This window comes from Aquimarina discodermiae, from assembly GCF_040786235.1.
In the GTDB taxonomy this organism is placed as follows: Bacteria; Bacteroidota; Bacteroidia; order Flavobacteriales; family Flavobacteriaceae; genus Aquimarina.
Map to the genome: position 1 here is coordinate 253,556 of NZ_JBFMKP010000002.1, position 22,047 is coordinate 275,602.

The 22,047-nt window shown below is 35.1% G+C and carries 11 protein-coding genes; 1 reads left to right on the forward strand and 10 read right to left on the reverse strand.

Annotation, left to right across the window (positions count from 1 at the left end; translation table 11 throughout):
* Nucleotides 1–111 precede the first annotated feature (111 nt).
* The 10 genes from ABW636_RS01990 to ABW636_RS02035 form a co-directional block, all read right to left on the reverse strand.
* Nucleotides 112–3,975 (reverse strand): VPS10 domain-containing protein, encoded by a 3,864-nt coding sequence (locus ABW636_RS01990; RefSeq protein WP_367588274.1) that lies wholly within the window; start codon nt 3,973–3,975, stop codon nt 112–114.
* A 333-nt stretch (nt 3,976–4,308) separates the two neighbouring features.
* On the reverse strand, nt 4,309–8,712 hold the full coding sequence (locus ABW636_RS01995; RefSeq protein ID WP_367588275.1) for a GEVED domain-containing protein: 4,404 nt from the start codon (nt 8,710–8,712) through the stop codon (nt 4,309–4,311).
* 538 nt (nt 8,713–9,250) lie between these two features.
* Nucleotides 9,251–11,065, reverse strand: a complete 1,815-nt coding sequence (locus ABW636_RS02000) for a cytochrome c oxidase subunit I (protein ID WP_367588276.1) — start codon at nt 11,063–11,065, stop codon at nt 9,251–9,253.
* A gap of 46 nt (nt 11,066–11,111) precedes the next feature.
* Entirely contained in the window at nt 11,112–12,188 is a 1,077-nt protein-coding gene (locus ABW636_RS02005) for a cytochrome c oxidase subunit II (protein ID WP_367588277.1), read from the reverse strand.
* Nucleotides 12,189–12,219: 31 nt separating this feature from the next.
* Nucleotides 12,220–13,569 carry a quinol:cytochrome C oxidoreductase gene (locus ABW636_RS02010; protein ID WP_367588278.1) on the reverse strand — a complete coding sequence of 450 codons (1,350 nt, stop codon included), beginning with the start codon at nt 13,567–13,569 and terminating at the stop codon, nt 12,220–12,222.
* Nucleotides 13,570–13,610: 41 nt separating this feature from the next.
* A complete protein-coding gene (locus ABW636_RS02015; RefSeq protein WP_367588279.1) occupies nt 13,611–14,276 on the reverse strand; it encodes a c-type cytochrome in 666 nt (221 codons plus the stop codon).
* Nucleotides 14,277–14,281: 5 nt separating this feature from the next.
* The gene (locus ABW636_RS02020; protein ID WP_367588280.1) at nt 14,282–14,821 is read right to left on the reverse strand and encodes a DUF3341 domain-containing protein; all 540 of its coding nucleotides are present in this window, start codon (nt 14,819–14,821) and stop codon (nt 14,282–14,284) included.
* Between the two features lie 6 nt (nt 14,822–14,827).
* Complete coding sequence (locus ABW636_RS02025) at nt 14,828–16,555, reverse strand: helix-hairpin-helix domain-containing protein (RefSeq protein ID WP_367588288.1); 1,728 nt, start codon at nt 16,553–16,555, stop codon at nt 14,828–14,830.
* A gap of 34 nt (nt 16,556–16,589) precedes the next feature.
* Nucleotides 16,590–19,697: a TAT-variant-translocated molybdopterin oxidoreductase gene (locus ABW636_RS02030; protein WP_367588281.1), complete on the reverse strand. Its 3,108-nt coding sequence runs from the start codon at nt 19,695–19,697 to the stop codon at nt 16,590–16,592.
* A 58-nt stretch (nt 19,698–19,755) separates the two neighbouring features.
* Nucleotides 19,756–21,078: a c-type cytochrome gene (locus ABW636_RS02035; protein ID WP_367588282.1), complete on the reverse strand. Its 1,323-nt coding sequence runs from the start codon at nt 21,076–21,078 to the stop codon at nt 19,756–19,758.
* Nucleotides 21,079–21,303: 225 nt separating this feature from the next.
* Here ABW636_RS02035 and ABW636_RS02040 point away from each other — a divergent pair, with 225 nt between their 5' ends.
* On the forward strand, nt 21,304–21,774 hold the full coding sequence (locus ABW636_RS02040; protein ID WP_367588283.1) for an SPOR domain-containing protein: 471 nt from the start codon (nt 21,304–21,306) through the stop codon (nt 21,772–21,774).
* Nucleotides 21,775–22,047: the final 273 nt, after the last annotated feature.

Here is a 22,047-nt window from a genome sequence, read left to right on the forward strand (position 1 = left end):
GATATAGCAACCTTATCAAATCGCTATCGTTAATGCTGCTAAAGTAATAAAAAAGAAAAAGAGACTGCCAAAAATGACAGTCTCTTTTTCTTTTTCAATAGTTTCTTACAACTACTCTTTTATAACTGCATGAGCTTCTATCCTTGATCCAGAAACAAACTTAATAAAGTAGTTTCCGGTACGGCTAATCTCTTTTTCTCCAAGTGTAATTGTATAAGGGTTATCGGTATATACTTTTTGATATATTACTTTTCCTAAAACACTATATATAGTCATTGTAAAATTCTCATTACCCAAACCACTTACATCAACAGTTAAGTTATCACTAAATGGATTAGGAGATACGCTTGTTTTTCTACCAGCGCTTTGTGACTTATTCGTGTTTCTAGTAGTCAATAAACTTTGTCCTGCTGTAGTATTATATGCATAATCTAAAATGCTATAGGACATTCCATCAGCAGCAACTGTTACATAAAACCATCCATAGTGGGTATTGCCATCAAGTTCGAAAGAAAATCCAATATATCCAGATTTACCTTTATTATCGGTATAAGTGTTTGAAGCTATTACATTAGAACTACTGTCAGTACTAAAATTACTAGAAGCTCCAACTTCTACACCTTCGCTTAATAATACTATTTGATTACCATTACCATTGGTCGTTACAATACCTTTATTATACGTAACCAAGTAAATAGAATTTCCGTTATACCATGCCCCATAACTTCTATCATCACCCTTTTCTATCCTAAAGAAATTCCATGTACTAGAGGAAGATGTCGTGATATCATCATTATCAACATATACTATAGTACCACTAGTATCACAAGGAGCACATGAACCACCACAATCTATACCAGTTTCATCTCCATTCTGAATACCATCATCACAAGTTGGGTCTGGATCAACTACTCCTCCAATATTTACGGTATAATCTTCTGCCTCACCATAATTAAAAGTACCACAAGGAGATGGCACTGTATTATATCTCATAATCACACGTAATCTTGTAGCTCCATTTTTTGCATCAGAAGGCACTGTAAATTCTCCTGGAATAGAAGTATCTCTAGAAGCCGCTTTACTAAACACTTGTTCTTCTGGATCTTCAAAATCTCCATCTTGGTTATAATCTATCCATATACCATATGCTTCACTATATACGGTACCTGACCATGTTGGGGTGATCGTAAAATTATGACTAGTATCCTTGGAAAGACCAGTAGATAAACTGGTAAAATCACTATATCCTCCATCTGAAGTAGAAGCATTATCGATAGACCTTAACTGAAAACGACTAATATATTCGTCTGAAGAATTTGATGCTTTAGCTTCACAATACTCTGTGCTTACACAAGGCTCAACAGATAGGGTAATCACGGCCTTGCCTTCACATCCTCCATTATTATAATATACCGTATATGCTCCTGCATCACTAGCCTGTACATTTTTAAACTGCCATGCAGTTGAAGGATCGGCAATATCCGGAGTGTTATCAACAGTACCATTAGGATATTGTATTCTAACATTTGCTGTGCCTACACCTTGCATCCCTAAATAAATATCTTTTCCTGCACAGGTCTCCAACGTATTTTGTTGCACCCAATTACTACCTCCATTTACATAAGGAGTAACCACTGTATTACATTGTAACGGAGAAAGAGGAGCTTCATAAATCCCTCTACCATGAGTCCCTATGAATATTTTATCACCGTTAAGGTATTGAATTTCTATATCATTTACAGAGGTATTAGGTAAACATCCATATTTTTTCCATTCACTACTATTAGCATCTAAAAAGTAAACACCTCGATAGCTTCCCACAAATATAGAACCTGCAATACTATCGTATGTTTCTAGAGACATTATGGGTAAGTTGGGTAAATTATAAGAGATATTCTGCCAGTTTTTACCACCATCCAGAGATCTATAGACTTTTGAATTGCTGGTAAATCCTCCATAAGATATGTATACAATATTTTCGTTGGTTGGATGTACTTCGAGGTCGGTAATAGTTTGACTTACCGGGGTTGTATAGGTAGTCCAATTATTATTGGAAGCATTTTTAGCAAACACCCTATTGTATTGGGATGCATATATTTTATTTGAATTTGATTTGGCAATTGCAATTTGCTCCAAGTCTCTTGATGGGCTAATATTATCACCTATTACAGTCCAAGAATTTCCTTTGTTATTAGAAGCATACACACTATTATAACCCGCTATTATTCTATTTGAGTTATTTGGATCTAATTTAAAAGGCATTTCCCAAGCTCCCCTTCCGTTTTCTCCAGGAGGAGATATATTTCTTTTACTACCATTTACCCATCGGTTTAAACCTCCGTTTTGAATAGAATAATATCTAGTACTTGGGTCATTAAAGTCAATTTCTTGTCCCATCCCATCTGCGGTAGGGATATAGCTTTGCCACTGACCATTCGAGTTTCTAGTAACATTACCATTATCTTGTGATCCCGCTCCTAATATATTTGGATCGGTTTGAGAAACAGCTATATCATAATATTGGGTAATCAGCAAATCAGATGATAAGTTAGCGAAATTACTTCCAGATACCGAGTATCTAAAAACCCCTCCGTCATTACAATAGTAGATATAGTCATTTTGTAATGGATTGGTATAAATATTTCTCTGATCTACATGAATAAAAGGTAAACCACTTTGACCTAACCATTGTGTGGTAGCCCTAAAACTATTTCCTGAGTTGGTAGAACGATAGCATTCAAAATTACCTATAGCAAGATTTGTATCAGAATTATTAGCAAAGGAAATTACACAATTACTTTCTGGTAATGTTTTTTGACTAAAATTTTGTCCAAAATCGGTAGAAACATTTAATCTATTGCCATTGGTTATTGCTACATATCCAGAGTTTGCTTTATTAGAGATAGCGATTCTCAATTGTCCAGAACCAAAGTTTTGCGAACTAAAACTTTGTCCATTATTGGTACTTACATGATATCTCCCATTAGAACCCCCTACGTGTACAACATTATTCCTATTCAAATTATACTTAACGGCTGCTACGCTTTGATTCAAAATCTTACTATTGGTTGCAAAACGATTAGTTGTTTTATAAAGACCATTTGAGGTAGCTACTAGTATTTCTGCCGGGTTATTAGGGTTTACATCCATCTCAAATATTCTAACACCATCAGACATATTAAATGTCAAACTTGTCGGACTAAAACTCACCCCTCCATCGGTGGACTCATATACCCCAATTCCTGCTGGACCATACCATACAATATCACTTAATGCAATAAAAATTCTGTTTGGGTTTGCTTCATCTATAATAATATCTGCTACTGCTGTATGTGGCAAATCATCATTTAAGTTTATGTATGACTGCCCACCATCTGTAGTTTTCCATAGTCCTCCAAATGCAGCCCCTACAAGAAAAGTATTTGGATCGGTTGGGTGAAAACCTAAACTGCTTACCCTACCCATATCTATTTGGTAACCAAAATTTCCATTATAATTAACCCCTGACCAAGTTACATCATAATCGGAATTGGAACAACTGGCAGCATTTCCTTTTTTCGATTTTCTGGATTGCGCAACCCACGGTTTTGTATAATCGGCTAACGTACCATCGGCATTTAAATGGTTTTTCCAAAAGCTTTTCCATCTTTGATATTTCACAAATTTACTATCATAAAATTCTCCAGACGTAAGTTCTTTTGCACTTAGACCTGGGTATTTTTTTTCGAAATAAGCATCTGCTTCTTCTACAATTTCTGCAAAGGTTAATCGCTGATTCGTTTGCCTTGATGCCAAGTTCTCAGAATCTGAAGCTTCTTTATAAAAAGGATTAGAAAGAATAGAGGTAATATCTCTTGGATTCTTTGAACTTTGTGAATAACTATTAAAGCTAAAAAACAGCATTAAAAGTTGTAATAAGCTAATACCGCTACAACATAGGGTATTAAGATGACGTACTGAGGTTTTAGTTGTCATAATGTGTATTTAAGTTGAGTTAGTATTTAATCATAAAAAAGTAGAACTTTTTTACAAATTTTAAGTTTTAAACATCTAAAATACAACTTTTTAAAAACTATTCGAAAATTTTATTTAGAATTCGCCACCATTAAATTAGAATTCGTTTTAGTCAAAAAAAATCATAAAACATAGTCTTTTTAATCAACAAAATAAGTTGTTCGTTTTAATCATAGGATTACGAATACACATCTCTTACATTGTATATGTTATACGGTCTTATTAAAATAGCTAACCAATCCAAGTAAAGAGTGGTTAGCTATTTTAACTATTTGGATAAAAGTATCTTCTAAACTACTTTTTTATAATGGCGTACGTTTGAGTAGCCTTTTCAGATGTGAATTTCACTAAATAATAACCTACATCTGATAGTATACTTTGATCAATTTTAATCTTTTGAGGGTTTTGATTGTAATATTTTTTATAAAGTTCTTTTCCTAAAACACTGTAAACGGTTATGGTAAAAGTTTCTTGTTCAAAATCACTTACATCAAGAGTAGTGTCTTGTTGAAACGGATTAGGGTAAATTTTAACTTTTTTAATTGCATTTACATCTCCCTTTAATGAAGTATTTCTTGTTGTTATCAAACCTTGGCCTGCAGTTGTATTGTAAGCATAGTCTAATATTGTATATGACAGACCATCTTCTGAAACTTCAATATAGAACCAACCGTAGTGGGTATTTCCATCAAGTTCGAAAGAGATTCCGATATATCCAGATTTACCTTTATTATCGGTATAAGTGTTTGAAGCTATTACATTAGAACTACTGTCAGTACTAAAATTACTAGAAGCTCCAACTTCTACACCTTCGCTTAATAATACTATTTGATTACCATTACCATTGGTCGTTACAATACCTTTATTATACGTAACCAAGTAAATAGAATTTCCGTTATACCATGCCCCATAGCTTCTATCATCACCCTTTTCTATCCTAAAGAAATTCCATGTACTAGAGGAAGATGTCGTGATATCATCATTATCAACATATACTATAGTACCACTAGTATCACAAGGAGCACATGAACCACCACAATCTATACCGGTTTCATCTCCATTCTGAATACCATCATCACAAGTTGGGTCTGGATCAACTACTCCTCCAATATTTACGGTATAATCTTCTGCCTCTCCATAATTGAAACTGCCACAAGGAGATGGCACTGTATTATATCTCATAATCACACGTAATCTTGTTGCTCCATCTTTTGCATCAGAAGGTACTGTAAATTCTCCTGTAATAGAAGTATCTCTAGAAGCCGCTTTACTAAACACTTGTTCTTCTGGATCTTCAAAATCCCCATCCTGATTGTAATCGATCCATATCCCATATGCTTCATTATATATAGTGCCCGACCATGTTGGTGTTATTATAAAAGAAGCTTTACTTCCTAGGTTAAGATTAGTAGATTCTGAAGTAAAATCACTATAACTCTTTCCTTCTGAATTTTTATTTATACTTCCTAAAGAGAAGTTACTTATATAATCCTCTCCCGAATTTTCACTTCCAGATTCGCAATATTCTAATGTTGTACAAGGTTTACAAGATCCCCCACAATCTACACCCGTTTCATCTCCATTTTGAATACCATCATCACAGGTAGGGTCAGGCGTATCCTCTTCTCGTATTACTGTAATGTAATTCTTTGAAATCTCAAAACCAGACGTAGCAAGCCCTGTATCTGAAATATTTTTATTCGTAACTGATAATTCTCCGTTAAATGAAATTCCGTAAACCCTACATATTCCAACTGAAGCACCTTCAAAATCATGTGAACTTGTTTCGGTCGCCAAAATTTTACCCGTATCATCGGTAATTAAATAACGATATGTAGCATTTGATGTACTGGTATTTTTGAACGCTATCACATCTGCAATGCCATCACCTGTTATCGTAGTAACTTCTGTTTTATCATCACTAGTAGTTACTTCACCACCATCTAGTGCAACCTCGCAAGGTTTACAAGATCCCCCACAATCTATTCCTGTTTCATCTCCATTTTGAATACCATCATTACAAGTTGGGTTTAGCGTATCCTCTTCTCGTATTACTGTAATGTAATTCTTTGAAATCTCGAAACCAGATGTAGCAAGCGCGGTATCTGAAATATTTTTATTCGTAACTGATAATTCTCCGTTAAATGAAATTCCGTAAACCCTACATACTCCAGCCGAAGCACCTTCAAAATCATGTGAACTTGTTTCGGTCGCCAAAATTTTACCCGTATCATCGGTAATTAAATAACGATATGTAGCATTTGATGTACTGGTATTTTTGAACGCTATCACATCTGCAATACCATCTCCTGTTATCGTAGTAACTTCTGTTTTATCATCACTAGTAGTTACTTCACCGCCATCTACTGCAACCTCGCAAGGTTTACAAGATCCCCCACAATCTATTCCTGTTTCATCTCCATTTTGAATACCATCATCACAGGTAGGCTCTACATCATTTTTAGTACCAATAACCACCATATAATCCTCTACCTCACCTCCATCAAAAATAGAGCAAGGTCCAGGAAAGCTACCTTGATCCGCAGATACTCGCATACGCGTATTTCCTTTTTTGGCATCAGCAGGCACCACAAAATTTGCACTTATCTCAAAATCTTCTTTCCACAACCTAAAAATTTCTTCTCCTTTATCTTCAAAATCACCATCCTGATTATAATCTATCCAAGCTATAAATCCATATCCCGCATCTGACCAACCTCTTCTAGAGACCTTCATGGTATTCGTCTCTCCTATTACCAATGTGGTAGTCTGATACGGAGTATAATCAAAATAACCATCCTCTGTATCTGGCAACGATCCTTCAGATTTATTGTCTATTTCTCCCAGTTGTACACGGCTAATAAAACTAAAATCTGAATTTCTCTCTCCTCTAGAATCACAATAACCATCAAGGCTATCTTCACTTAATGTTTTTACTGATAAAACATCACTAAACTCGGATACATTTTGAGTATCCATTGCCTTAATCTTATATCTATACGTAGTATTAGGATTCAAATCTGATAAATAATATGATAAACTTGTAGTCCTGGCAAGTAATTTATCCCCACTAGGAGTAACTTGATAAAGCTGATATCCAATAACTCCGATATTATCTTGTGCAGCATTCCATGTAAGATACATTGTAGTCTGTGATATATTAAAAGCTCTAAGTCCTTTTGGTGGTAAAGGCGCTTGTGTATCGTTAATATCGTTACCCTTAGCATATTTTCCAGATATCGTAAAGTATCCTAGCGATGAGTAATCCGAATATCCCACACTTGGATTCGCTCCTTCACCTGCTCCATCAATCTCTAAGTAATACGTCCCTTTATAAAGTGGAAAGTCGATTTTTGCACTCATCTCTCCTGATGTATTTAAATTAAGAACTTCTTGTCCCTTGTCATTCAAAAGTCTTGCTTTGATGTTTAGGTTGGTATATTCTGATGTAGGTTTCACATCAAGATCGACAACGCCTCCTGTAGTTGTAAAAGAAAACATATCTTTATCAGTTGGTGTACTTATAAGACCTTTATTCTTATCAGCACTTACATTGCCAACTGCATCGGATATGATTTGCGTAGCATTATTCATACCGTCACCATGTTGATCTGTTTTATATCCAAAACCGTTTTCTGGTTTTGTAATAATCTTCAAATCATCCTCTAGATTATTGGCATCGGCATATTCTCCTTTTGACCAATGTCCCATACGATTTCTAGTTCCACTAAACCCCATTATCGGAGCCCAATTACTATGCCCATTATAATATACAGATGATCCTTTACCATCATGCTTTAATCCCATTACGTGGCCAACTTCATGAGAACCATTCGCTGCTGCACCAGCAGTATCCGAATTGAATACCCAACAATTACTTATTGCATCTGTGTAGGTAAATGAACCTAACCATGCCCATCCTCCTGTACCAGGAGCAATAGTATCTGTAGGTGTAAAAATAGCCATGGTACTTTTATTTTTAGGAGTTGCATCATAAACCGCTCTGCTAGTGGTTACATTAATCTTGAAAGGAGCGTAATCTTGTGCTACTGTTTCCCAAATTTTGGCAATTTTATCATTATCCCAGCCCCATGATTTTGCGTCTATAGTTTGATCATCGAACACCACATATTCTCCATCAAAATCCAAATAAATAACATGCTCTGCACCTGGCAGACTTTGTAGTTCTATAATATTTCCAGAAAACTTTTCTTCTGGTGCTTCATTTTTTAAGGAGGTATCTTTATGAATCTTTGGCATCACGCAAATATAATCATGAATACTTGATTCGTTTATTACCACTTCATTTAAGCTATTCGTAGAAATTTTAAGAGCTCGTTTATCATCATTAAAAACAACTTTTCCTGACACCTTACCATTCTTTTTTTGGATCGTAAAAATCGGTCTTATTATATTGAAACTAGTATTTACAACAGTTCCAGAAACAAAGTACTCTTCTGTAGAGCCTTCTTTTTTTTGTATTTTAAGCTCTAACTCTTCTGTTGAAGATATTTTTATTACTTTGTTCTGAGAAGCTCCTTTTGAGGAAAAGAATAACGCTTCTGAAAAATTTTTTTCGTCATCAATTTTATATTGATTATCATTTTGTGCCATCAACAACGAGTTAAATAATAAGCACATTAATAAAGTAATCCCTTTATTAATCGAAAAACCCTTGAAATATTTTTTAGTGGTCATAACAGTAATGGTTTGAGTAATATGATAAAACAAATGGTTCACTTATGATTAGAAGCTACATTTTATGACGAAAGTATATTTTTATACACTATATCTATATTATATTTAGAATTCGTAATATTTTAAATAGAATTCGTTTTTCAATGTTAAATTATTCATAAAATACACAATATCAAACAAGTAACAACACCATTTTATTTAAAAAATGACTTTAATTCAGACTATGTAAAAAACTTTACCCTCAGATTTTGAGTCACTGTAATCACCGTTATTTATCTATTCTTGCAAAGTATCGCTGTGCTAAATAAAAACCAATTCTATGATTTATGTTTGTAGTAGATCGAAGACATAGTAGATTTTCTATTCTTTAATCTTGGTTCAATATTATGAAACCTTTTAAAAGAATACACTTACATATCTTATATAGATATTTTATTGTCTATTTGATCTTGGTTAAAACCTATAAAGAATCATTCAAAATCAAAAAAGCCTCTTCATGATATGAAGAGGCTTTTTTAATATTTTTATAAGAGAACTTCTAGTGATGTAGTTCTTCTTCTCCTTCTTGCAAAGGAACAATTTGTGACACATAATCTTGTCCTGCAATCACATATTCACCATTCTCATTGGTCTTACTGTAATCGTAAGGCCATCTATGAACACTAGGTATTTCTCCTGGCCAGTTACCATGTATATGTTCTACAGGTGTTGTCCACTCTAAAGTATTCGATTTCCATGGGTTCTGTACAGCCTTTTTTCCGTAGAAAATAGAACTAATAAAGTTATACAAGAACACCAATTGTGCTGCTGCAGTAATAAGTGCGAACACGGTAATTAATACATTGGTATCTGCAAGGTCATCGAAATATGGGAAATTAGAATTTGTATAATAACGACGTGGTAGTCCAGCCATTCCTACAAAGTGCATTGGGAAAAATACTCCATATGCTCCTATTGCAGTCACCCAGAAATGTATATATCCAAGGTTTTTATTCATCATCTTACCATACATCTTAGGGAACCAATGGTATACCCCTGCAAACAATCCATAAAGAGCAGAAATACCCATTACCAAGTGGAAGTGTGCTACTACAAAATAAGTATCATGCACGTTAATATCTAATGTACTATCTCCTAAAATAATTCCTGTAAGTCCTCCTGTAATAAAAGTTGATACCAAACCAATAGAAAACAACATAGCAGGGTTTAACTGTAAGTTACCTTTCCACAAAGTGGTTATATAGTTAAACGCTTTTACTGCAGATGGAATTGCAATTAATAAGGTTGTAAATGTAAATACAGATCCTAAGAATGGGTTCATCCCTGAAATAAACATATGGTGACCCCAAACTATTGTAGATAAAAATGCTATTGCTAAAATAGAGGCTACCATCGCTCTATATCCAAATATCGGTTTACGAGCATTGGTCGCTATAATTTCTGAGGTTATCCCCAGTGCAGGTAATAATACAATATATACCTCTGGATGTCCTAAGAACCAAAATAAGTGTTCGAATAATACAGGGGAACCACCTTGATTGTGTAATACTTCTCCTTGAATATAGATATCACTTAAATAGAAAGAGGTTCCAAAACTTCTATCCATAATCAGTAGTAATGCTGCTGATAATAATACAGGGAAAGAAACTACACCAATAATTGCTGTTACAAAAAATGCCCAAATAGTTAATGGCATTCTTGTCATTGACATTCCTTTGGTTCTAAGGTTAATTACTGTAACCACATAGTTTAATGAACCTAGTAATGAAGAAGCAATAAATATTGCCATAGAAACCAACCATAGTGTCATTCCTGCTCCAGAACCTCCAATTGCTTGTGGAAGTGCACTCAACGGAGGATAGATAGTCCATCCTGCAGATGCCGGTCCAGCTTCAACAAATAGAGAAAACACCATGATAATACTACTTAAAAAGAATAACCAATATGATATCATATTTAGAAATCCTGACGCCATATCACGCGCTCCAATTTGTAACGGAATAAGAAGGTTACTAAATGTACCACTTAATCCTGCAGTAAGTACGAAGAATACCATAATTGTTCCATGGATTGTAACTAATGCAAGATAAATACCAGGATCCATTACTCCGTCTTCTCCAAACTTACCTAAAAGCACTTCATAAATAGTAAATTTATGGTCTGGCCATGCCAATTGCATTCTAAATAGTATCGACATTGCGATACCAATGATCCCCATAATTAAACCGGTAATCAAATATTGTTTAGAGATCATTTTATGATCTTGGCTAAAAATATATTTGGTAATAAAAGTCTCTTTATGATGTCCGTGATCATCGTGAGCGTGATCCTCTGCGTGTGCTATTGCTGACATATCGCTTATTTCTTTTTTAATATACTATATTAATTCTTTCTTTCTCTTAGTTGCTTGCTTGTGCTGATAATTGTTCTTTAAAAGTTGGTTGTGTTTTTAACCAAGCTTCATAATCTTCTTCTGATTCTACAACAATTTTCATCTGCATATTATAATGTGAAACTCCACATATTTTATTACACAGCAAGTAGTACTCAAACTCATATACATCTAGTGGTTCTTCTCCTGCTGCAACTAATTTTTTACTCTTCTCTCTCCTTATCTTATTTATGGTAGCAACTTTGTCTATCATATAAGGGTCATTCTTCATTTCTTCAGAAGTCAGTGTAGGTGTATATGCAAATTCTGTAATCATACCTGGTACCACATTCATTTGTGCTCTAAAGAAAGGCATATATGCAGAGTGTAATACATCTTGCGATCTCATTTTAAAAATCACTTTTCGATTTACAGGCAAATGCAATTCTGTAGTTATCTTATCATCGTTACCATAAGTATCTGAAGCATCAATTCCCAATGTATTTAGTCCTTCTATGAATCTAACATTTGCTTTTCCAAGTTCATTATCCTCACCAGCGTATCTAGCTCTCCAATCAAATTGATATGCATATAACTCAACTATTAAAGGATCCCCTTCTTCTTCATCGATATTCATAATATCTGTCCAAGTAAACAATCCGTAAATGATTAATCCTGCTAATACAATTACCGGAATAATAGTCCAGATAAATTCTAACTTATCGTTATCTGCAAAAAACAATGCTTTGTTTTCCTTTTTCCCTCTGTACTTATAAGCAAAGTAATGTAATAATCCTTGAGTGATAATCTGAACAAACATAATTAGCACCATAGAGATGAACATCAATTGGTCATAATCCACACCGTGTTCTGACGCTGATTCTGGTAAGAAAAAGCTTCTATACTGTACAAAACAGTATACTGTTAATACATACAGAAATATTACAAATCCAAGCATGAGCTTACCTTGTAAGTCATTATCCTTATCATTGGCTACTTGAGAATTATCAGCATTTTTTAATTGAGACAATTTCAAAATCTTGGACATTTGCCACAATGTGATTCCAAAAAGTGCTATAACTACTAGGGTTAAGAATACAGTCATTTTTATCTATCTTCTTTTTTACAATTCAAATTTAATAATGAAAGTGTTTACTTTCTTCTATATATGGGTTTCCTTTTGCTAATAAAGGTGCCTTGGTTAATGCTCTAAAAACAACAAACAAGAACAATCCTAAGAATAATAAAACCGCACTTATCTCGCTAATCCCGATAAACCAAGATGTTCCTACCGTTGCAGGCATCACCATATTAAACACATCAATATAATGACCGCAAAGAATAACAATTCCTGCCATCACAACAAACCAATTTACTCTTTTGAAATCACTATTCATTAGAACCAATAGTGGGAATATGAAATTCATTGCTAACATTCCAAAGAATGGAAGTTTATAGTCTTCTATTCTTGTGATAAAATAGGTTACCTCTTCTGGTATATTAGAATACCATATTAACATAAACTGAGAGAACCATAAATACGTCCAGAAAATACTAATCCCGAACATAAATTTTGCCAAATCATGAATATGACTATTGTTTACAAAATCCAAATATCCTTTTGATTTTAAGTATATCGTTATCAATGCAATTGTTGTGATACCAGATACAAATAAACTAGCAAACACATACCATCCAAACAATGTACTAAACCAATGCGGGTCAAAACTCATGATCCAATCCCAAGATGCCATAGATTCGGTATAAATAAAGAATACTAGGAAGGCAGCTGAGATCTTAAAACTCTTTTTGTACCATTTATTTCCAGTTGCATCTTCATCTTGTAATCTTGAATATTTAACCGCAAAATGACGATACGTCATCCATCCTCCTAAAAAGATGATTGCTCTGATAATAAAACCAGTACCGTTTAACCATCCTGCTTTACCCTGAATAAGTTTATCATGAGCAACAACTTCTGGATCTGCCCATACAAACAAATGATTTATATGAAATCCTGATAATCCAAGAATTACAAATAATATGATACCTCCTGGCACTAAATAGGCAGTTATTGCTTCCATAACTCTAAACAACACTGGAGACCAGCCTGCTTGAGCCGCAAATTGTATTGCATAAAACGCTAGTACACCCAAAGCAATCATAAAGAAGAAAAACGCTGCAACGTATAAAGCCGCCCAAGGTTTGTTCTGCAATTGGTGTAACACATGCTCGTAATGTGCATCGCCTCCATGTGCATCTTCTGACGCTCCATGCGTTTCGGTACCATGTGTATTTTTTGCATGATCATCATTTACAGCGTGTGAATCACCATGTCCTCCTCCATGAGCGTCGTGCGCTGCCATCATTTCTTTCACCTCTTGTATTGATCCTGGTCTTTGTCCAAATCCAACAATTAGACCTACCAAACCAACAACCATAAGTACGATAGAAAATAATCTTAATCTATTTGATAGCGTATACATATCTTTATAATATCGTTATTCTTAACTTTTTTACTAATGCACTAGTGTGCGTTACTATGATCTTCTTTTGTTTCGTGCTTTTCTTCTTCAGCTACCACTGCTGGGGTAATCTCTACTGCATCCACTACATCTGCATCTATTCTAGGTGTTTTCCCTTCTAGATCTGCCTTTAACTTTTGTACATATTGTACTATTTGCCAACGTTCGTGTTCTGTAGTTTGTGAAGCATAAGATCCCATAGAATTGATTCCGTAGTACATTACATGGTAGATACTACCTTCTGTAATGGCTCTTCCTATATCATCATAACTAGGTACTCCTAAAATCTTTTCTCTTTTTACCAACGTTCCTTTTCCGTCACCCTGTCCACCATGACATATTGCACAATAGATATCATAAAGTGCTTTTCCAGCTTCTTCATTTTCTTTTGTATAACGAATAGGGTTTTTTAAGGTGTCTTTTGCTAATTGATATCCCTCTGTCGAGTTTTCAAAATCATACGGCATCCATCCTCTTGGGATCGAACCTTCTACAGGCAACATAGCTTCCTGTTTTCCAGGAAAAACCTCATACTCTCCATAAGTTTCATAACCTACCGATTCATACATATTAGGCATATACTGGTAATTAGGTTTTGTATCTTTTTGACAAGAAACAACACTAATTAGAACTATTGCCGCTGCTAATATTTTTATAGTATTCTTCATTATTACTAATGGTTATCTTCTTCCTTATCTATTACTTTAATTTCTACTGCTCCTGTATCACTTAACAATTCTGTAAGTTGATCTACATTTTTATTTGTAGCATCTACCTCCATCAAGAAATGATCATCTGTAGTTCTTACATCAGGGTTTTCTGCTTCTTTAAAGGGCCATAATTTACTTCTCATATAAAAAGTAATTACCATTAAATGCGCCGCAAAAAACACGGTAAGCTCAAACATAATAGGAACAAAAGCAGGCAAATTCTCTAAGTAGCTAAAGCTTGGTTTACCACCTATATCCTGTGGCCAATCTTTGATCATAATGAAATTCATCATTGTGATTGCTACCGTTAGTCCTACACATCCATACATAAAAGCTGTAATTGCTAATCTTGTATGAGGCAATCCCATAGCTTTATCTAATCCGTGAACAGGAAAAGGAGTATACACCTCTTCGATATGATAATGTTCTGATCGCACCTTTTTAACAGCATCCATTAGGATATCGTCGTCTATATATAATGCGTGTATAACTTTTGATGCCATACTCTTCTAGTTATTTTTAAGTTGTTCTGCCTGACCTGCCCAATCGTCGCGTTGTGCTCTACCTGGAAAAGATCCTGTGATACTATCTAATAAATCGTACTCTTTTGAAGTCATTTTACTAACCTGATCAAAAGTAAATATTCCGATCTCATTTAGTTTCTTTTCCATCACGGGTCCGATTCCATTCACTTTTTTAAGATCATCTGCCTTTTGAGTAGCAGGATCAAACGTTCCTAGATTACCTAAGAGGCTATTGATATCTTCTTCACTCGCTTCTACTTTTGCAGTTTCCTTTACTTCTTCTGAAGTTATTTTTGCTTTTGCATTAGGAAGTTGATCTCTATGATCTATACCCGCTTCTCTTAGTTTTTTATATTTCTCTCCTGAAGACTTTAAAATTGTTTTTACCTCTGCCTGAGCTATTACAGGGAAAGTACGGGCATACAATAAGAACAATACAAAGAAGAATCCAATTGTACCTATAAATATTCCTATATCTACAAAGGTAGGAGAGAACATTGTCCATGATGATGGTAAGTAATCTCTATGTAATGATGTTACAATAATTACAAAACGTTCGAACCACATCCCTATGTTTACAACAATCGATATTATAAAAGAGAACATGATACTTCTTCTTAGTTTTGGGAACCACATAAATTGTGGTGAGAATACATTACATGTCATCATCGCCCAATATGCCCACCAGTAAGGTCCTGTTGCTCTATTTAAGAATGCATATTGTTCATACTCTACTCCAGAATACCATGCCACAAAAAGCTCGGTAATATATGCCACCCCAACTATAGAACCTGTAATCATAATTACTATGTTCATTAATTCTATATGTTGAATTGTTATGTAGTCTTCTAGACTAGACACTTTTCTCATAATAATCAACAATGTATTTACCATTGCAAATCCAGAGAAAATAGCTCCTGCCACAAAGTAAGGCGGAAATATAGTAGTATGCCATCCCGGTATCACCGATGTAGCAAAGTCAAACGATACAATCGTATGTACCGATAATACCAATGGTGTTGCTAAACCTGCAAGTACCAATGATACTTCTTCGAAACGTTGCCAGTCTTTTGCTCTACCACTCCACCCAAAAGAAAGGATACCGTATATTTTTTTATTAAAAGGTGTTATTGCACGATCTCTGATCATTGCAAAGTCAGGTAACAATCCTGTCCACCAGAAAACCAATGATACAGAAAGATATGTTGATATTGCAAATACATCCCAAAGTAATGGTGAATTGAAGTTTACCCAAAGTGATCCAAATTGGTTTGGAATTGGTAATACCCAATATGCCAACCAAGGACGTCCCATGTGTATAATTGGAAATAATCCTGCCTGAATAACCGAAAAGATGGTCATTGCTTCTGCAGATCTGTTAATCGCCATTCTCCATTTCTGACGGAATAGCAATAGTACTGCAGAAATTAACGTTCCTGCGTGACCGATACCTACCCACCAAACAAAGTTGGTGATATCCCAGGCCCATCCTACCGTTTTATTTAAACCCCAGGTTCCTATTCCTGTTGAAACTGTATATATAATACAACCTATCCCCCAAAGGAAAGCAATAAGAGCGATCGAAAACACGATCCACCAAGATTTATTTGCTTTTCCTTCAACCGGTGCAACGACATCCACAGTTACATCGTGATATGTTTTATCGCCGGTTACTAAAGGCTTTCTTATAGGTGCTTCGTAATGAGACATAATCCTTTATAATTGAATTGATTCTTTATTTAATTAATTAAGCTTCTGTAGTATTTCTTACTTTAGTTTGATACATAACATTTGGTTTTGTACCTACATGTTCAAGTAAATGATACATACGATCATCTTCTGTAAGTTTAGCTACTTCACTATCCTTATCATTTACATCGCCAAATATCATTGCTCCTGATGAACAAGCGGCTGAACAAGCAGTTTGGAATTCTCCATCCTTAATTGCTCTACCGTCGCGTTTAGCATCAAGTATAGTTTTTTGCGTCATTTGAATACACATAGAACATTTCTCCATCACCCCTCTAGAACGTACAGTTACATCAGGATTAAGTACCATTCTACCTAAATCATTGTTCATATGATAATCAAACTCATCATTGTTATTATACAAGAACCAGTTAAATCTTCTTACTTTGTAAGGACAGTTATTTGCACAATAACGCGTACCAACACATCTGTTATATGCCATATGGTTCTGCCCTTGTCTACCATGTGATGTTGCCGCAACAGGACAAACAGTTTCACAAGGTGCATGGTTACAGTGCTGACACATTACTGGCTGGAATACTACTTGCGGGTTATCTGATGGGGTTTCCATCTCTCCAAATTCTGACAAAGAACTCCCTAACCCTGCAATATTATCTTTCTTAGTATTATCACCTTCAAAACTTTCTTGAGAAGAATAATAACGATCAATACGCAACCAGTGCATATCTCTTGATCTACGCACTTCTGATTTACCAACCACAGGAACATTATTCTCTGCATGACAAGCAATCACACAAGCACCACATCCTGTACATGCATTTAAATCTATAGAAAGATTAAAATGATGCCCTACAGAACGATCAAACTCATCCCATAGATCAACTTCTGGAGAAGTAACTTCATATTCGATATGATTCTTACTTACTTCAGGAATTGCATTCCATTCGTGTTTATCTTTGGTATTGAATATCTCAAGGGTGGTTTCTTTTACAATATCACCACGTCCCATTAATGTATTATGCAACTGCACACATGCAAATTCATGTGTTCCTTCTGCAAGTTTAATGGTTACTTCTTGTACTGCATTAAAGTTTTTGTATAAAGGATACGCATTAACTCCAACATTCATGTCTTCTCTAAGTCCTTTAGACTTACCATATCCTAACGCTAACCCAACAGAACCTTTTGCTTGCCCAGGTTGAATAATTACTGGCACAACTACATCTGTTCCATTAGCACTTACTTTGGCATAACTACCATTTAATGCTCCATTAGCTACATTTTCATTGGTTAATCCCAACTGTTCTGCATCTGCTTTAGAAACTGTCAAATAGTTATCCCAAGAAGCTCTGGTAATAGGGTCTGGCATCTCTTGTAACCAAGGGTTATTAGCCTGTTGACCATCACCTAAAGCAGTTTTGGTATATAAAGTTAATTCTAATCCATTTGATTTTGCTACAGACAATCTTCTTGCCGCCGCAGCAACATTAGGTGTGTTTAATGCAGTGGCTTCTTCTTCTCCTTCTCCTGCTTCTAGTACCGCTGCCAATTCTTGTTTTGGTAAAGCTGGTTTTACCAATACACCATCATGCAAAGCTTGGCTCCATGAAGTACCTCCTAAGATACCAGTCCATGCACTTTTAATATAGTCATTATACTCACTGGTGTTACCCGTCCATTTCAATAATGTTTCTTGAAACTGTCTTGTATCAAACAATGGACGAATTGTTGGCTGCATTAAGCTATAACTACCTTTTTTAAGCTCTACATCTCCCCATGACTCTAAATAATGAGGTGTAGTGGCTACATAATTACATAATTGTGCAGTGGCATCGTCATGCATAGTAAATGCAACAGATAAGTCCACTTTCTCCAGACCAGTTTTAAATTCGTTTGCATTAGGTAGTGAATACATAGGGTTCACACCTGCAATCAAAAGACCTCCTACACGCCCTGCATTCATATCTTTAACCAATTGCACAACAGCTTTGGCATTTCCTTTACGAATAGTACGTGGTGTATCCTCACTAAATGCTTTACTACGTATTGCCTTATTTATCTCTAAAACGACAAGTTGCGCATCTACGTCTTGTAATCCTGTAACAACTACAGCATTTCTTCCAGCCTTTTGGATTTCTTTGGCTGCTTTTACAACTTCGGCATCCAACTTAGAATCTAATGCTCCTTTAGACCCAGCACCTGTTACATATTTATATAATGCAGCTAACACCTGCTTTTGTTGTGTTGGTGTTGCCTGTATTCTTTTATCTGCATTTGCTCCAGTCAATGACATATTTGCCTCGAACTGAATGTGTTTTGACATTTTTCCTTTTTTAGGAATACGCCCTTTAGCATAACCGCTATCATATCCTCCACCTTGCCAATCTCCTAAAAAGTCTGCACCAATACCTACTATTGTATTAACTTTCTCAAAATCATAATCAGCAAGAGCTCTTTCTCCATACATCATCTGATAAGCGTCCAGTGCTTCACTACTAGAAACTGCATCATATACTACATGCTTTACATTTTGATATTTTGCTTTAAACTCTGAAATAAGTTTTGAAGTAGAAGGGCTTGCATATGTTTGTGTTAGCAACACAATTTGCTTACCTGCCAATCCATTTAGTTTAGCAGTCACTTCTTTATCAAGAGCATCCCATGTTATTGCCGCATCACCTTTTTTAGGCCCTTGTAATCGAGAGCTATCATATAAAGATAATACGGAAGCATGTACACGTGCATTTGCGTCTCCATTAGAAGTTGCCAAATTGTTATTTTCAACTTTTATTGGTCGACCTTCTCTTGTTTTTATCAAAACACTGGCAAAATCGTACCCATCTGCAATTGTTGTAGCATAATAATTCGCTACTCCTGGTACAATTCTATCAGGTTGCACTACATAAGGGATTGCTTTTTTCACAGGCCCTTCACAAGCAGCCATAGTAGCTGCCGCAGTACTAAAACCTACATATTTAAGAAAATCACGACGTGTTGTAGAAGAATTTTCTAAAGATGACTTATCTCCTAAAAACTCATCGGTAGGAATCTCCTGTACGAATTCGTTTTGTTGTAGCGTCTCAACAATAGAACTATTTTGGTCTAGTTCTTCAACACTTTTCCAGTATTTCTTGTTTGATGACATATATAATTGATATTAGCTTCTTACTATTTTTCTGTTTCCAGAAATCAAAAATTTATTATTAATAGTGGCACTTACCACATTCTAACCCTCCCATTTGGGCTGCTGTTAACTGATCTACTCCGTACTTTTTAGAAAGCTCTTCATGAATTTTCTCATAATACTTATTATCAGCTACATTAACATTTGTCTCTCTGTGACAATTGATACACCATCCCATAGTAAGTGGCGCATGCTGGTACATAATTTCCATTTCTTCTACAGGACCATGACATTTTTGACATTCTACCCCTGCAACTGTTACGTGCTGAGAATGGTTGAAATATGCAAAATCAGGAAGGTTATGTATACGAACCCATTTTACTGGCTCTGTTTTATCAGTATATGCTTGCGAATTAGCATCCCATCCTGCCGCTTTATATAATTTTTGTATTTCACCATCATAAAAGTCTTTAGAATAATCTGCATTACCAGTATCATCTGCTACCTCACTTATAGACTTATGACAATTCATACATACATTAAGAGAAGGAATACCAGAAGTCTTACTTACTCTAGCAGATGAATGACAATACTTACACTCTATCTTATTATCTCCTGCATGAATTTTATGAGAGAAATGAATTGGTTGAATTGGTTGATACCCTTGATCAATTCCTACTTGCATAAAGTAACCATAGACAAAGTATCCACTTGCCAATAGCAATAAAATTGCAGTTACTAATACCAGGAATTGATTTTGAACAAATGCTCTCCATAATGGAGTTCTTTTTTCTTCTTCTGGCAGTGAAACATTATTCGCTTCTGCAAAGCTTCTTAATGTCTTATTCACCAGGTACAACACCGTCACAAGCATCAAAAACACAAATGCCAGTATCCCTAGAATAATATCACTAGAAACTCCAGAACCGCTACCAGAAGCTCCATCCCCACCTGTAACCACAGGCTTTACCGGCTCTGCCTTAGGCACCATCACATATGCTAATATATTATCTATATCTGCATTAGACAGCTGCGGGAAAGCGTTCATTGCTGTTTTGTTGTACTCTTCAAAAATTGCAACTGCTTTTGCATCTCCAGATTCAATCATTGCTGCACTATTCTTAATCCAAGAATACAGCCATTCTTTATTATGCTTATCTGTTACTCCAAAAAGAGCTGGACCTGTCATCTTTTTGTATCGCTTATGACAAGCAGCACAAAGAGACTTAAACAACTCTTCACCTTTTGCCACATCTCCTCCAGATGAAGCTTCGGTTACTGCAGTGCTATCCACAGCAGCTGCTTCTTCCTGTGCAAACACAGGATTCAAAAAAGTAAATAAAAAAACAGTTCCTAGTAGTAGGATTTTAGAGGCTGAATTTCGGTGTTTCACCTGTCTCATATTATCAAGTAGAATTATCGTCTTATTTTTGGTATGGTTTTTATGGTTAACTCATAAAAAAGAGACATAAAAACCGGCACTTTTAATTCGACGACAAAAGTACTATAATAAGTCGATTTTAGAAATGTTAGAGAACCGTTAACTACTAATTTATAATAATTCTAAATAATTTTTTTTTATAATAATGAGTTATTAAACTATACCTTTGTATCAAATCAATTTGTAATGAGAATGTTAAATAAAACAAACTGCTTTTATCTACTTGGCTTTTACTTGGTAACTATTACCAATTTAAATGCTCAAGATAGCACAAATACCCAAGTCGAAAGCCCAAATCAGTCTGATTTTGTGGCCGCTGCTGTTACAACTCCCCCAGAGGCATCTGTCACAATTCATCAAGATTCGAGAATAAAAATGCTTCTTGATATTAAAACTAAAATGTCAAAAGACGGAGAGTTTAGTGATCGTTATAAAATTCAATTATATAACGGAAGCCTAAACAAAGCCAATGAAATTATGAAATCTTTCAACCATCTTTTTCCAAAATGGGAATCTTCTATCAAATGGGAAACACCAGAGTACAAGGTATGGGTTGGCAACTATAGAACACGCATAGAAGCAGATAGAGCACTAAGAGATATCCAAGAAGAATTTTCTGGCGCTTTCATCTTTAAACCCGAAAAAAACAAGTCATAAATACACCTTAATAACATAAAAAAAATCCATAGCCGTATTTTCGACTATGGATTTTTTTGTCCCAAACCTTTCCTTGTTTCTTTTTTCATCATTTTATTTCCAAAAACTCAAATCAAAAAAAAGGAAGATTGTACCACAACCTTCCTTTTCACCAGGGCAATTTCATTTAAAAAATGACCTGAGGCGTTATTTTTTTTATCTTTGACTTGTTGTCAAGTGCCTGACCATATACTGTCAGGGATATAAAAAAATGACAAATTCGCCCAATTCTAA